The sequence below is a fragment of the Verrucomicrobiia bacterium genome (assembly GCA_036405135.1).
Lineage (GTDB): Bacteria > Verrucomicrobiota > Verrucomicrobiia > Limisphaerales > JAEYXS01 > JAEYXS01.
Map to the genome: position 1 here is coordinate 59779 of DASWYF010000028.1, position 14836 is coordinate 74614.

The window sequence follows — 14836 nt, forward strand, 5'->3', positions numbered from 1 at the left end:
ATAGCCTATGTATCCCCAATCACTGAAGACGCTCTTGGGAGTTGGACTGGTGGTTTTGAGCAGTTCGCCGGTCTGGGCGCAATCTGAAAGGTTGCAGCCAAAGAAGCCTGAGACGCCAGCACCCGCTACTGTGCAAAAGGCCGATCCGGCGACGGTTGGACTTACAGGTTCGCCGCAAGATCCGGGTCCTGCGCTGAAGGGCGTGGCCATACTCGGCTCCCGTGAAGAGGTGAAATCCAAAGGTGATGTGGCGGCTGATGGTGTGGAAGTAGGCCCTGGCAGCCAGCTAGATTTGCTGCGTTCCAAGGAGTTCAAAGTTGCCATTCAGCCGCTGATCGGACAGCCCATCAACAACTATAACTTGGGCCGTTTGCAGCGCGAGATCATCCTCTTCTTCCGCAAAAACCATCGCCCCTTGGTGGACGTCGTTTTGCCGGAGCAGGAGTCGGTTGGCAACGGAGTCGTTCAAGTGTTCATCCTTGAAGGAAAACTTGGCAAAGTAGAGGTTGAAGGGAACAAGTACTTCAAATCGGAGCTCTTCACCAAGAGCATCAGCTTGCGTCAGGGAGATGTGATTGATTCACAGGAATTGCTTTCCGATCTCGACTGGATGAACCGTAATCCGGGTCGTCATGTGGATGCTGCTTTTCGCCGTGGCGAGAAGCTGGGTGAGTCTGATGTCGTCCTGCGGGTCAAAGACCGGTTCCCGCTCCGTGGATATGTCGGTTACGAAAACAACGGTCCTTTCGTGGCTGGTGAAGATCGTGTTTTCGCAGGCTTTAATTGGTTCAATGCGTTCGGTGTCGATCACCGTCTGAGCTACCAATACACTACCGATATTGAATTCGATCTCATTCACGCTCACTCAGTGAGTTATGAGATTCCGCTGCCTTGGCGGCATACGATCAGCCTCTTTGGCGGCTATGTTGATTCTGAAGCGGACTTGCCAGCTTTTGCTGCCACCCAGAAAGGTTCCAGCTATCAGGCGAGCGGGCGTTATGAGATTCCTTTGGGCCGCATTGGCAACTTCTCGCACTTGGTGAATTTCGGCATCGACTTCAAGCGCTTGGATAACACCCTTGAGTTCAGCAATTTCCCGGTCTTCGGCCGGGAGTTGGACGTGTTCCAGGCGGCCGTGCAGTATCGTACGGAATGCACGGACAAATGGGGTGGTACGGGGCTGAAGGTTGAAGGCTTTTACAGTCCGGGCGATGTCACGGCCAACAATGACAATGCTTCTTACCAGAGCTACGTGCGTCTACGTGATTCCAGTTACATGTATGGCCGCCTGACCTTGGAGCGTATCACCAAACTGCCGTCGGACTTCTCTTGGGTCGTGCGTGCAGTGGGGCAGCTTGCCTCGCAGAATATCCCTACCACCGAACAATTGGGCATCGGTGGCTCCATCGGGCCTCGTGGCTATGATGAGCGTGAGGCTAACGGTGACAGTGGTTACCTCCTGATCAATGAGATCTATTCTCCCAGCCTCCCGTTGTTCAGCATGATCAACAAGAAGGCAGGAGATAATCTGCGTTTCTTGGCGTTCTTTGATCTGGGTGAAACTCAAAACAAAGACCTTGCTCCGAACGAAGATCCTCATCTCCAGTTGATGTCATTCGGTGTGGGTATGCGCTATCAGTTCCGCACAAACCTTTCTGTGAAGTTCGACTACGGCTGGCAGTTGATCGACTCCGGCTCTCCGCTCAACAACCCGCATAGCCCGGAGAATTCCCGAGGCCACATCTCGGCGATCTTGAGCTTCTAAGCCAAATAATCTGATTTAACCCACGCGCCCGAGCCATTCCTGGATGGTTCGGGCGCTTTTCGTTGGAGCGGAGAAGAGAACGTTGTGATCCGCTTTCAGGATGAGCTTGGAATCGCGATAACCGGGGCAATGACATTTCAGCCACGGCGTCACCACAAACCAAGGCACCAACTGATCCCAGACCCCGCTAAGGCTGAACACGGGCACCTGTGTGCGCCGGACAAGTTCCGCTGGAGCATGACCTTGGATCAAGCGCAGCCGATGTACCGCTGCTTGCGCATCTTCCGGCGTCCGTCGCTGGATAAACATCTCCACTGAACTCGCCGTCTCCGGTGTCTGCTCGTAGAAGCGATGCACGTAGCGCGCGTAATTCTTCATGGCCCTGCGGACACGCCCCTCATCCGCCATGAAGCGGGTGAAGCCTTTGCTGGCCATGCTTACTGCCCAAGGCAGTGGATGCCGCCCAAAGCCGCCCGCGAGAATGATGCCTTGGCATTGGAAGCCTGTGTCAGTCTCATTCGCCAGCAACCATGCCACTTGCGATCCGAAAGATTCCCCCAAGAGCCAGCCCCGCGTGATGCCGTTCTCCTTTAATGCTTTTCTGATGTGTTCGGCGTAGTCAGCCAAAGTCCACGTGACCGTTCGTGGATAAGTGATCTCCACGAAGCAAAACTGAGGGATGAGTTTATTCCGTAAGCCGGTGATGACACTCCAGTCACCATGCGTGCCGGGCAGATAGATGAGCGTGGGCAATGTCAGCGAATCGTGAATGCGGATCCGCACAGACTCATCGGCGCTGACCTTCTCCTCAGGCATTGCGCAGCTTCTCCCAATCACGCGGCTTGTCATCCACCTTTTGCAGGATGATGAAGCCCGCGATCATCATCGCCAGCAGGAAGAGCATGCTGATGCCCTGGCCAGTCAGCGGGTCCATGTTCATCTTTTGAATGAAGAACCAAGTGGATGCCGCCCAGATGCCCGGACCCGTGATCGCGGAGAAGCGCCCCACCATGCCGTAAAGGCCGTAGAATTCGCCTACGCGATCAGGTGGGGTCAGGCGCAGCATGTAGGGGCGATCTGCGGACCAGACGCCGCCCAGTGCGAATCCAGCCACGCCAGCGAGCACATACATCGCGGCCATGGGCAGCTTGAAAACGCCGATGCAGAAGCCGAGGATGAAATTGCCGATCCAGAGGGTCAGCACCATGTTCAGCGTCTTCTTCGGGCCGATCTTGTCCGTCAGCCAGCCCCAGAAAAGCCCGCCAGCGATGGCGAAGGTGATGGCAAACGTCAGGATGAGCTGCGCCTTCTTCTCGCCTTGCTCTTTATCCAATCCCGAAGCGATGGCGACATTCACCGTGAAGAGCGACATCACTGTAAGCACCGTATTGATCGGGTCCGTGTAAAACACACGACCAATCAAAAAGCGTCCCAAGCCCGGAAATTTGCTGCCATCTTTCAAAGCCCGGATTGTTTCACCGGTGGATTTACGGACCATATCCAAATCAATCGGCCGGGGATTTGGATTGCCGCGTTCCTTCACAAAAGCGAGGCAAGGCAGCGAGAACAGCAGGAACAGCAACGCAGTCAGCACGAAGAGAAATGGCTTGTCACCCGTGCCGAAGTAGAGCGAAGCACCCACTGCGATATAAGATCCGAGATAACCGATGCCCACGCCGTAACCGCCGATGCGCCCGCGATTCGTCTCATTGCTCACCTCTGGTAACAGCGCATCGTAGAACTGCGTGCCTGCCTGATACGCGATATTCGCGAGGATGTAGCAAATGGCCGACAGCATGAACCCAAAGCGCCCCAGTGTCGTCGTCAGCAGGATGCAGATGAGCGTGCTTGCGAAGAGAAAAGGCATCCGGCGCGGCGCACGATCGGTCATTGCTCCAAGGATCGGCGAAGCGATGAAGATCAGGCCCATCGAAATGGCGGTGATGATGGTGAAGACTGTGTCCGCCTTTTCCGCACCGTAGAGGTCGCGCACGTAGAAGGGGAAGAAGAGTGATGTCACACCCATCGCGAAGATGGTGTTCGCGAGATCGTACATGACCCACCCAGTCACGGCGCTCTTAGTTACAACATGCGGTGCCGGTACAGACGATGTGGTCGCCCCGGTGGTTTCGGAGTTCATAGGATTACTTCTTTTCCTCGCTGATAAGCTTCTGCAGCTCGCGATGGTTCACTTTACCCGTGCCCAGCTTGGGGATCTCGCGCACCGCTTTGATCTCACGAGGAGCACTCAGGTTGCTAAGCCCCTTTTCTTTGATCACCTTGCGCAAGTCTTCCAGCGTGAGCTTGGGCTCATTGCTGATGGCGATGAGCTTCTCGCCCTTTTCTTCATCGGGGATGGAAACGACTGCCACTTGGCAGCGCAAGCCGAACTGTGGGAACGCACCCGCGAATGCATCTTCAACTGCCGTGAGACTCACCATCTCACCGCTGATCTTGGCGAAGCGTTTCATGCGGCCGCGCACGGAAAGGAAGCCATCGGCATCTACGGCGACGATGTCACCTGTATCATACCAGCCGCCGTTCTCCTTGAACTTCGCATTCGCATCTGCGTTCAAATAACCCTTCATGATGTTTGGACCACGCACATGCAGGCGCCCGCCATCTTCCACGCCTTCGACTGGTTCGAGTTTGTATTCGATGCCCGGCAGCAAACGCCCCACGGTGCCATTACGCGGTTGCAACGGCGTGTTCACGCTCACGCACGGACTGCACTCCGTCGCGCCGTAACCTTCCAAGATGCGCACGCCGAATTTCTCGGACCAGGTCTTGGCAGTCGTCTCTTGGAGCTTCTCAGCCGCCGCAAAGAGATAGCGCATGCTGCGGAAATCATACGGATGCGCCTTGCGCGCGTAACCGTTGAGGAACGTGTTCGTGCTGAGGAACACTGTGCAGTCGCGATCATAAAGCGCCGTAGGTACTACACGGTAATGCAGAGGCGAAGGATAGACGAATGAGTAAAGCCCGCGCACCAGCGGCAGCAACGTGCCAACGCTGAGGCCGAAACTGTGGAACATCGGCAGACAGTTGAACACGCGATCATTATCCTGCAGATCGGTGATCGCGAGCATCTGTCGGATATTCGCGAGGATGTTTTTGTGAGTCAGCTCCACGCCCTTCGGCACGCCTTCTGAACCGCTGGTGAAAAGGATGACGGCGGTGTCATTGTAATCCTTCGTGCAGGGCAGGGCGGTACGCGGCCAGAGCAGGTGCTTAATTAGCGTGGAGAGCTTTTGTCCGCCAGTGACACCAGCACGCAAGTCCTCGAGGTAGATGAATTCAATGCCCGCCTTGATCATCGGTTCAATGTCCAGTCGTGCCTTCTGTAGAAAAGTCTTGGAGGTGACGATCTGTTTCATGCCTGCGAGTTGCGCGCAAGCGATCATGATGGGGATGCCCGTGCTGAAATTCAGCAACGCTGGCACGTGCCCCAGTGACCAGAGGGCTACACACGTTACCGGTGTGGCACTGATGTTCGGCAACAGCACACCAATATGAGTGGATTGCTCAGGGAGACGTTTCCGTAATTCCTGGCCGATCACATCCGCGCCCACGAGGAACTTGCGGAAGGAGAGTGGTGTGCGGTTCACGTCTTCCAGTGCGATCTCGTTCGGTACATCCGCTGCGGTTTCTGCGATGGCATGCACAAGGTTTTTCTCGCCGAACGCCATTTCCGTATCGAACTGCAATGTCACTAGTTTATCGCGCAGCCAGTTTGTCACCACGACGCGTGCTTGCGATGTGCTCAAGTGTTCCAGCTTCGGCACGGTATGGATGCCGCTGAAATGCGCGGTGACTTCCGGGAACCATTCCTTCCAGCCCGTGTGCGGCGAGAGCGGCAGGCGATGCGCCTTGCGCAGATAGCACGTGATAACTTTCGCGTTCGTCTTGTAGATGAGGAAGCCCGTGCCATCGAACAGCTTCATCAGATTGCCTGTGCGCGAGAGGCGGCCTTCCGGGAAGAGCACAAGGCGACCGCCCTTCTGTAAATACTCCGCCATCTGCTTCACTGCGTAAGGCGAGTTCGGATCGATAGGGAAGGTGCGCTTGTTCACCATCACTTTGCGATGCAGCCAGGATGTCTTAGCCGTGTTAGCCGAAGTGACGAAGCGCCAATCATCATCCAGACATACTGCGAGGAAGAGCCAATCCAGCCATGAGATATGGTTCGGCAGGAGCAGCACCGGCCCCTGCGTCTTCAGCACCTCGGTGTCATATGCCCGGAAACGGTAGAACAACCGGACGAGGAACTGGAAGAATGCTTTCATGCTTATATGTTGTTACGACTAGAGAACAGATTTTAATGCGTGGGACGAGCAGCAAGTTCTTTGGCTTTGCGGCGACGCAATGTGAGGGCCAGCAAGCCGATCAGTGGCGTGGCCGCACTGGCAGCGGGAGCAAGGTGGCGATCGATGGGCAAGGAGCCTTGCGTCACCACCGTCATGCAGCCGCCGATAACTTCGCCATCGCCGGGCATCGAGGCGGAGGCGAGCACGCGACCTTTGCCATCCACCAGTTGCGAGATACCCGAGCTGGCCACGCGAAAGATAGGCACGCCGTGTTCCATTGCGCGAACCGGAGCGACGCGGGCGTGAAGCTGATGCTGGTATTCGCCCCAATGCATCACATCCATGGTTGGCACAAGAATGCCCTGCGCGCCTTGGCGGACGAGTTCATCCACCACACGGGAGAAACTAAGATCGTAGCAGATGCAAATACCCAAGCGGCCCCAAGGCGAATCCCACAGGGCTTGCTTCTCCGCCGGCAAACCATCGGCGAAGAATTGGATGGGCACTTGCTTTACTTGTTCAAAGACCGTTTCGCCTGTGGGGCCGATGACGAAAGCGGTGTTGTAGAAATCACCATTGGCCGCCGGAGCTTTACCGCCCGCCACGAGATACTTCTGGTTCGTCTTGCACCACGCGCGGACTTGTTCCGGCACGGGACCGGAGAAGGTATATTCACTCAACATGATGAGCTGGGCCTCGGGTTGCTTCACCAACACATCTTTGAGGGCGCGCATCACTTCGCCGTCGGCAGGAAACTCCATCTGCACGCCAGCCACGGCGAAGGAGCGGACGGGCACGCGTTTGGAGAGTTTGGAGGGCAGGGACCAATCGCGGGTGGAGGCGGTGAACGCGAGCATCACCAGCGCGGTCACGACGAGCATGGCTTCACGGCGCAAGAGCGAGAGCAGGCAAGCCAACAGCATCAGCATGAAACCGAGGCCATAGACACCGAACATCTGGAGCAAGCCGCCGGGCAGATGCAGCCCCATAGTGAAACCGGCGTTCAACCACGAGAAGCGCAGGTAGTAGAGCTCGCTGCGGAAGTATTCGATGCCCATCCAGACCAGCGGCAGGGTGATGACAAAGGCCCACGCGGGGAACTGGCGTCGCATATGGCAACCCAGCCAGAGGAACAGGCCGAACCAGAAGGACAGCACGACCCACAGAGGCACAGCGGCCCAACTGAAGATGTTAAAGAAGAAACTCAATTGCGGTGCGACCAGCGAGAAGCCGAATAAGCAGCCGATGATGAAACTGGCGCGGCCGGGCTCAAGTCGTGTGAGTTGAACCAATGAGAGGTAGGTGAGTAACAGCCAGCCTCCCGCCGCTGGTGTTACATACGCCGCGTGAAAACCAGCCATGCCTGCAAGCAGCCACAGAAACGCTTCGGACTTCGTCAATGCGGCCGAGCCGAGGAAATGCAAGCCCTGCAATCGCGTGTGAAACCATTGCGGAATCAATAGAGCGATGTGCGGGATGTTCCAGGTGCGGGTTTGCATGGCGACCTCCTTGTTGTTTACGGCAGTTGTTTATTTTTGGCTGTACTTCTGGGCAATCACTTCCGCCTGCGTCTTGATGGCGTCGAGTTCGTTCACCAGCTCCTTCGCGCGCTTGGCGGACATCGGGCTCCAGACTTCCTCTGAAGCCTGATAATAAACGGGCAAAATCTCCTGAAGCAACTTGCGACCAGCATCGGTCAGCACCACGCGATACGCGCGGCGATCTTCTGGCACGCTCTGACGTTTCACGAGCGCGCGTTCCTCCAAGCGATCCACTAAGCCGGTGACATTCGAGCGATGGGTGAGCAGGGCTTCGCTCAAGTCCGTCTGGGAAAGGCCATCCTCATGGTCGCGCAGGATGTTCAGCACGTTGAACTGGCTGGGGCTGAGATCCCAACGGGAGAAGAAGAGGCGGCTGGAATTCCAAAGGGTCTCCGCCGTGCGCAAGAGTTGAAGCATGGCCTCGTAGTGCGGTCCGGGTTGCGGCGTTTTCGTGCTCACGGAGATATGTCTATAGGTAGATTGTTGATATGTCAACAATATGATTTGGGATAGAGAATGAGAGTATGCAGAAGTGCGAAGCGAATGCCTGTGCTGCCGGATTCCAGCCGGCAGTAAGCAGGTGTACGACGAAGCCTGTGTCAGTGCTCACAAACCTTATCCTGTCGGAACAAAGGTTGCTGGTTGATTATTTGTGAGCGTTCTTACCAATCCACACCCTTTACTGCCGGCTGGAATCCGGCAGCACATTGCGCTCGGCTTTCAAGCCGCCGTGTGATGAGAATGAAACGCCGTCACGTAGTGACGGAAGATTGCTTGAAGGGCGATATCTTGCGTCGCTACGCGACGCTGGAAATTGACGACGCTCGCCACGGGTTAAAACCCGTGGCTATGAATCTGTCCTCGCTGACGCGAGGGGGAAATCGAGGACGACGACGAGAACGCCCCGACCAAAACGTGCGGGGTTCAGGACGAAGGACGATTGCGTCAATAATCGTAAAGCCCGCTATCTTGTGTATAGGCGCCACCGCCTTTGCCGCCGCCGGGGCCGCCCATCCAATCGCCGAGCACATCGCCCATGTCGGCCTCGATCTTTTCTGGGTCTTCGCCTTGTTCGAGGCGTTTGATGGCGACATCAAGTTCCTTGGGCACGGAGCCGGCGGGCATGATGTCTTTCATCTTTTTCATCATGTGCGCGATGTGCTTGGGGTTGTTCTCATCCATCGTGCCCATGTCGCGCTCCATCTCGTTCATCACCTTTTGCACGCGGGGATCGTCGAAGTTCGGCATAGCCATGTCATCGCCGCCTTGGCCCAAGCCGCCAGCAGATGGTTCCGTTGCGCCTTTGATCATCGCGAAACGGCTGAGCTCCTTGACCATCTTTTTGTTGCCGCACTTGGGGCAAGCAGGCAGGCGGTCGGGATTGATGCGCTTGGACAGGAAGTTGAAAATCTTCCGGCACTTGGGACACGCATATTCGTAAATGGGCATGAGGAAAGCATAGCCACAAAAAGGCGCAGAAGGCACAAAAAACTGAGGCATGGGTAAGCGCAAAGTGGTGGAACTCGCTCCTTCCGTATTCGGCCAAATTTCCGGTGGTGAATCGCCATTGAGTGGCTTACTATCAATTCAAGAGTGAATTCTATCTCCTTAACCTCAGACACACTGGACCAAACCACAGTTTTGGCTAATGTCTAATTGGCCGTTCACACGCTATGCACGAAGTACAGTTTACTACCACTGAAGTTGAATTGGCAGAGGGTCGATTGCTTCCGCATACCCGCACGGCTCACGTAGCCAGTCTCGTAGATTTCTTTTTTGCCCACGTGGGATCGCATTTATTCGGTGTCTTTCCACCGCGTCGGTATCTTAACGACTTTATACGGCTTGGCAGCATAGACGGCCAGTTTGAAGGCCGACATGTGATCTTTGAGTGGCAGCCGTACGAGCTTTCAGAGGCAGAATATTCGCAGGTTGCCGACACGGTTCGTCAGTTGCCGGGACAGCCGTTCGAGTTCATTGACCCGCCCAATACTGTGAAGACCAAAGCAGAGTTCGAGCATTGGGCATTCGTTCGAGCTCTTGACCGGCCGGAGAGAGAATTTACGGATGATGCCGATTCGGCTTAGCCATTCCCTGAACTTTTATTCTCAGATAGCTCCAAGGTGAATAATACTCTTACTTAAATGCGCCTCCTCCGTTACTCCATCAACATCACCTTGGACGGCTGCTGCGATCATAGCGCCGGTTCCACGGATGAAGAATTGCACCGTTTCTGGACTGAGCAAATCGCTCAGGCCGATGCCCTCCTTTATGGCCGCGTGACCTATCAGATGATGTCCGCCTGGCGCTCCGTCGCCGAGACCGGCGTGCGGCCGGAGTGGATGTTGCCCTGGATGGAACCCTTCGCCCACGTCATCCACCCCAAGAAGAAATACGTCGTCTCCAGCACCCTAACCCATGTGGATTGGAACGCTGAACTCGTACGTGGCGATCTGGCGCAAGCTGTGCAACGACTCAAACAGGAACCGGGCAATGCAATCTCCCTCGGAGGCGTAACACTCCCCTTGGCCTTGGCGGCACTGGGATTGATCGATGAATACCTCTTCGTGATTCATCCCCGGATCGCCGGTCACGGTCCGACGCTTTTCGCCGGACTGCCGAAGCATCTCGACTTGAAGCTCGTCAGTCGGCGGGAGTTTGCCTCTGGAGCGGTGGCTATGGGGTATGAGCTGAGAAGTTAGCGGGTGTTTTCTCCACCCAACTCTCTCGCTCAAATTCTGCAGAACTCTCTTTCTCTTTTAACGTTCTCGTAGATCAGCATGGTGGCTTAAGACAGGCTCAGTTGAAGTGAAACCATGCTTTTACAACGGCCCAGAAAACTCCGATTACAATTCCCGCCAGCAGCAGGATTTTGCACAATCGGGGGATTATGTTGTCCCATGAATCAGCCATGGTTTCCCACCTGTATCCAGCCTTCCAAGTATCATCGCCAGTAGCATAACGTTGGAAAATACTGATGACGGTCACCTCATCGAGTGTTGGGGAATCAGCGGTAAATTGTGCAACATGGTTCTCCTCCAATGAAAAGCCGATCCATCCTTCTGTGGGCAATCCAGATGTGGTCAAGGAGTTGCCTTCGCTTCGCCGCAAGGTCAACAGCGAGATGGGAGGAGAAAGCCATTTGCTTTCCTCGCGGGGAATGGAACGAAATGCCTCCGCGATTTTCTCCAAAGAGGGGTTCTCGATGCGCTTGCCATCCACATCCAGCACCAAGGTCATGTTTCTTTTTTGCCTTTGCTGGACCTGTTTTTCAATGCGAAAGGGGAAACAAAAAAGCCCCGGCTTTGTAGCCGGGGCTTTCGAATCTTTATGACCTGAAAGATTACTTCATGCGGTCGAAGTTCTTTTGCAGGATCTGCCAGTCTTTCGCGTCTTTCACCTTCTCGCGGTGCGAGGCGATGAGCTTGGCTTCGTTCTGGTTCTTCGTCGGGCGGCTGTTCTTGTAGAAGATGCCGAACTGGCCCGGGAACGGTTCGTCCGCGAGCTTGTAGGCGGCGTATTCATCCGTCACGTCGTGGCCTTCCGGGATGAGGTCGAACTTGCCACCCTTGCGCGGGTTGGCGGAGTCGAACGCGCCGGGGAAGAACTCGATGCACTCGCTCAAGCACTGGATGAAGCTGAAGCCATCATGATCCATGGCGGCTTCCATCATCTGCAGCACGTGATTCGGGTTCGTAGAAGTCGTGCGGCCCACGAACGTCGCGCCCATGGACACCGCTTGCTTCACCGGATTGATCGGGCGATCGGAAGAACCCCAGATATCCGTCTTGGACTTGAAGCCCATCGGGGATGTCGGGGACGTCTGTTTCTTCGTCAAACCGTAAACCTGGTTGTCCATGACCACGTAGGTCATCTTGATATTCTTACGCGCCGTGTGCGTGAAGTGGTTGCCACCGATGGAGAAGGCATCGCCGTCCCCACCGAAGACGAACACGTGCAGGTCCGGGCGGCTCAGCGAGATACCGCTGGCGAAAGGCAGCGCGCGGCCATGGATGAAGTGCGCGCCGTGCGCCTGCACGAAGTAGGGGAAGCGGCTGGAGCAGCCGATGCCCGCCACCGTCGTGATCTTCTCATGCCACATCTTGCGCTTTTCGATCAGTTTGAAATAGAGCGCGAGAACGGAGAAGTCACCGCAGCCGGGGCACCACGTCGGGTGATCGGCGGCGACTTCTTTCTTGGTCAGGCCCTTGCGATCGGCATCCGCGATGGGCGGCACCGGGGCGGTGTTCAGGCTGCCCGTGCGGGACAGCGGCTGGAACGGGAATGCAAAAGTTTCCATATGCTTGCTTAGATAAATTATGCGGTTACTTGGCCAGCTTGTGGGCGTTATCCAGGATTTCCTTCACCTTCCAGGTGAGGCCGTCCACCTTCGTGATGCCGCGGATGCTCGCGTTGCAATAACGCGCGCGGAGGATGGCGCAGAGCTGGCCGTAGCCGTAGAGACCTTCATCGTTCAATTCCACGACGAAGATGTGTTTGAAGCCGCTGAAGATCTTGTCCAGATCGTTCGGCAGCGGGTTGAGATACTTGATGTGCAGCGCGGAGATGGCCTCGCCAGCAGCGCGGGCGCGATCCACGGCTTCGCGGACTGGACCTTGGCTCGAGCCCCAGCTCACCAAGAGAATCTGGCCTTCGTTCGGGCCATAAACCTTCGGCAACGGCAGGTCGGCGCCGAGCTTCTTGATCTTGTTACGGCGCTTGGCACCCATCTGCACGTGCAGCTTCGGTGAACCAGTCGGGTGACCGAGCTCATCGTGCTCCAGACCGGTGACCACGGGATACTTGCCGCTGCCCACACGTGTACCGGGGGCGAGATGGCGCGTGATGCCGTCGTTTGCAGAGAGGTCGTAAGGCTTGTGATCGGTGACCGGTGTGAGGTCCGGGCTGATGTCCTGGCAAATCTGCTCGAGGTTCGGTTCCGGGAACGCTTCGATACGCGTGGCGATGCCTTGATCCGTGAGGAACAGCACGGGCACGCTGTATTTGCGGGCGATGTTCACGGCCTCGATGGCCATGTAGAAGCAGTCTTCCACATTCGCCGGGGCGATGACCACGCGTGGTGAATCACCGTGACCGCCGAAGCAGGCGATGTTCAGGTCGGACTGCTCAACGTTCGTCGGCATGCCCGTGGAGGGACCGCCGCGTTGCACGTCGATGACCACCAGCGGCATTTCCGCCATGACGGCCCAACCGATGGCTTCCGTCTTCAGCGAGATACCAGGACCGGAGGAACCCGTGACCGCCACGCGACCTGCGTAGCTGGCGCCGATGGCCATGGAGACGGCTGCGATCTCGTCTTCGCACTGCACGAAGGTGCCGCCGTATTTCGGCAGTTCCTTGCGGAGCAGCTCCATGATGTCGGACCAAGGCGTGATCGGATAACCGGCACCGAAACGCACACCCGCGGCGATGAGGCCGTAGGCGATGGCTTCGTTACCGTTCATCACCACCTGATTGCCGCCCTTGTGGACGCCTTCATTAAATTGATAGATCTCGACGGCCTTCTCGAGCGAGTGGCTGTAACCGGCGTTGAAGCAGGTGACGGCGTTCTGGACGATCGTCGGGTCTTTGCCACCGAAACGCTCTTCGATGAGCTTCATCAGCTTCGGCACGTTCAGGTCGAACATCTTGGCCAGGAGGCCCATGGAGTAGATGTTCTTGCCCTTATCACGGCCGGTGCCGCCGATGGCTTCCACCGTGAGGCTGGAGATATTGATGCCGATGTGGTGATACGATTCCTGCCACTCGGGCTTCGGCGTGCAATGATCGGCGTCATAGAGGACGATGCCGCCCTTTTTCAGCGAGTTGATGTGGCCTTCGTAAGAGTGCTGATAGAAGGCCAGCAAGAGATCCGCCTCATCACCGGCGCTCAAGACCTCGCCGGAGCCGATGCGGACCTGGAAGATGGAGGGACCGCCGGAAATGGTGGCGGGAATGGTCATAAACGTCATGACCTCCTGCTCGCTGCGGCCGGCGAGGCGCGCGAGGAAACCACCGATGGCCTGAATACCGTCCTGTGAATTTCCCGCGATACGGATGACCGCTTCAGAAATGCGGGACACCTTGGGGGAAGCACCGCCCGAAGTGGGGGCGGCAGTTGTAGACTCGCTCATATTTGCCTGAAAATCGCTTTAGATACCGCCGGGACCTGTCTTAGTTGTTTTGATGTTTAGACAGTAAGTCCGTATTAACGTCGGTACCTGCGTTTGAGGTTCACACTATCATGGGGGGGCGCGTAGTCAAATGATTAGTGGAACTTTATCTGCTTCATTATCAAGTATTTGCGCATAAAACGCCCTTCTTGAAGGGGCGGTTTTGGAGAAAATCACTAAGCTGTCAATAGTAAAATAAGCAAATCTACTACTTGAATATTAGGCCGACAAAAGTCGATCCATATAGAATTCGATGCCTCTCGCGACGCCTTCACCGCATGGATGCTGGCTGAGATAGCCACCCTCGCGCTCTACCTGAGCTTTCACGACAGGAATCGCATTTGAAGGTGCAACGAGTGCGTGTGCGAACTGCTTTTTCAGCATCGGCAAGTCATTCAAGTGATCGCCTGCGGCTAAAGTCCGCTCCGGCGGAATGCCTAATAAGCGACCGACTTCTGCGAGTGCCGTGCCTTTATTATAAGCGGCATGGCTGAAGCGCGCATAGATGTCGTTCCGCACCAAAGTGAGGTTCGGGATCGTGGCGCAGTAAGCCTCCATGTAAACTTGGATGGCGTCCGCATCCTGGTTGTTATCCGCAATGAGGCAGAAAGGGGACCACGGGTCTTCGTAAAGCGTGGCTTTAAATTTCGAATTCACCCAGCCGACCAAATCAGGCAAATCCTTGCGCACGAGGGCGAAGAGCGCGTTTTGATCCGCCGTGCAGCGTTGATTCCACGGGTCTACGCTGCTGAATTTGAAATGACCATCCTCGCCGGTGCGTTGATGGATCTCGCGTTCCACCACTACGACGTAGTCCGGTTTGATGCGCACATGACCGCGGCCCAGCGTCTCCATCAGGCTGTTCATATCACGGCCCGTATTGATGATCCACTTCGCGCCTTTGCTTTGCAGATGCGCGATGATGGCTTGCAAGGTTTCGGGCACGGGCGGATTCGTGAATTCGGAGAACAGAGTTCCGTCGAAGTCAGTCGAGATAAGCTGGATGGGCAAAGTCATTTTGATTCAAACGATCAGGCTCCGCTTGCGCCC

13 protein-coding genes are annotated in these 14836 nt (G+C 56.2%); 3 read left to right on the forward strand and 10 right to left on the reverse strand.

The window, feature by feature from the left end; genetic code table 11:
* Window positions 1-7: 7 nt before the first annotated feature.
* On the forward strand, window positions 8-1765 hold the full coding sequence (locus tag VGH19_14225; GenBank protein HEY1172522.1) for a ShlB/FhaC/HecB family hemolysin secretion/activation protein: 1758 nt from the start codon (window positions 8-10) through the stop codon (window positions 1763-1765).
* 15 nt (window positions 1766-1780) lie between these two features.
* On the opposite strand, the gene VGH19_14230 is transcribed toward VGH19_14225, so the two are convergent.
* From VGH19_14230 to VGH19_14255, 6 genes are all read right to left on the reverse strand, one after another.
* Window positions 1781-2581, reverse strand: coding sequence for an alpha/beta hydrolase (locus VGH19_14230; protein HEY1172523.1), 801 nt, complete (start codon window positions 2579-2581; stop codon window positions 1781-1783).
* On the reverse strand, window positions 2574-3905 hold the full coding sequence (locus VGH19_14235) for an MFS transporter (protein ID HEY1172524.1): 1332 nt from the start codon (window positions 3903-3905) through the stop codon (window positions 2574-2576). Before VGH19_14235 ends, VGH19_14230 begins: the two co-directional genes overlap by 8 nt.
* A 4-nt stretch (window positions 3906-3909) precedes the next feature.
* Window positions 3910-6051 (reverse strand): AMP-binding protein, encoded by a 2142-nt coding sequence (locus tag VGH19_14240; protein HEY1172525.1) that lies wholly within the window; start codon window positions 6049-6051, stop codon window positions 3910-3912.
* Between the two features lie 32 nt (window positions 6052-6083).
* Window positions 6084-7571 (reverse strand): nitrilase-related carbon-nitrogen hydrolase, encoded by a 1488-nt coding sequence (locus VGH19_14245; protein HEY1172526.1) that lies wholly within the window; start codon window positions 7569-7571, stop codon window positions 6084-6086.
* A 30-nt stretch (window positions 7572-7601) separates the two neighbouring features.
* Window positions 7602-8072 (reverse strand): MarR family transcriptional regulator, encoded by a 471-nt coding sequence (locus tag VGH19_14250; protein HEY1172527.1) that lies wholly within the window; start codon window positions 8070-8072, stop codon window positions 7602-7604.
* Between the two features lie 486 nt (window positions 8073-8558).
* Window positions 8559-9062 carry a zinc ribbon domain-containing protein gene (locus VGH19_14255; GenBank protein HEY1172528.1) on the reverse strand — a complete coding sequence of 168 codons (504 nt, stop codon included), beginning with the start codon at window positions 9060-9062 and terminating at the stop codon, window positions 8559-8561.
* A 224-nt stretch (window positions 9063-9286) separates the two neighbouring features.
* Between VGH19_14255 and VGH19_14260 the strand changes: the two genes are divergently transcribed.
* Together VGH19_14260 and VGH19_14265 are read left to right on the forward strand one after the other, a co-directional pair.
* Entirely contained in the window at window positions 9287-9700 is a 414-nt protein-coding gene (locus VGH19_14260) for a hypothetical protein (protein ID HEY1172529.1), read from the forward strand.
* A gap of 57 nt (window positions 9701-9757) precedes the next feature.
* Window positions 9758-10315, forward strand: coding sequence for a dihydrofolate reductase family protein (locus VGH19_14265; GenBank protein HEY1172530.1), 558 nt, complete (start codon window positions 9758-9760; stop codon window positions 10313-10315).
* Window positions 10316-10412: 97 nt separating this feature from the next.
* Here VGH19_14265 and VGH19_14270 read toward each other — a convergent pair whose 3' ends face one another.
* The 4 genes from VGH19_14270 to VGH19_14285 form a co-directional block, all read right to left on the reverse strand.
* Window positions 10413-10853: a hypothetical protein gene (locus VGH19_14270; protein HEY1172531.1), complete on the reverse strand. Its 441-nt coding sequence runs from the start codon at window positions 10851-10853 to the stop codon at window positions 10413-10415.
* 103 nt (window positions 10854-10956) lie between these two features.
* Entirely contained in the window at window positions 10957-11913 is a 957-nt protein-coding gene (locus VGH19_14275) for a thiamine pyrophosphate-dependent enzyme (protein ID HEY1172532.1), read from the reverse strand.
* Window positions 11914-11938: 25 nt separating this feature from the next.
* The gene (locus tag VGH19_14280) at window positions 11939-13747 is read right to left on the reverse strand and encodes a 2-oxoacid:acceptor oxidoreductase subunit alpha (GenBank protein ID HEY1172533.1); all 1809 of its coding nucleotides are present in this window, start codon (window positions 13745-13747) and stop codon (window positions 11939-11941) included.
* A gap of 258 nt (window positions 13748-14005) precedes the next feature.
* Window positions 14006-14803, reverse strand: a complete 798-nt coding sequence (locus VGH19_14285) for an HAD family hydrolase (protein ID HEY1172534.1) — start codon at window positions 14801-14803, stop codon at window positions 14006-14008.
* Window positions 14804-14836 lie beyond the last annotated feature (33 nt).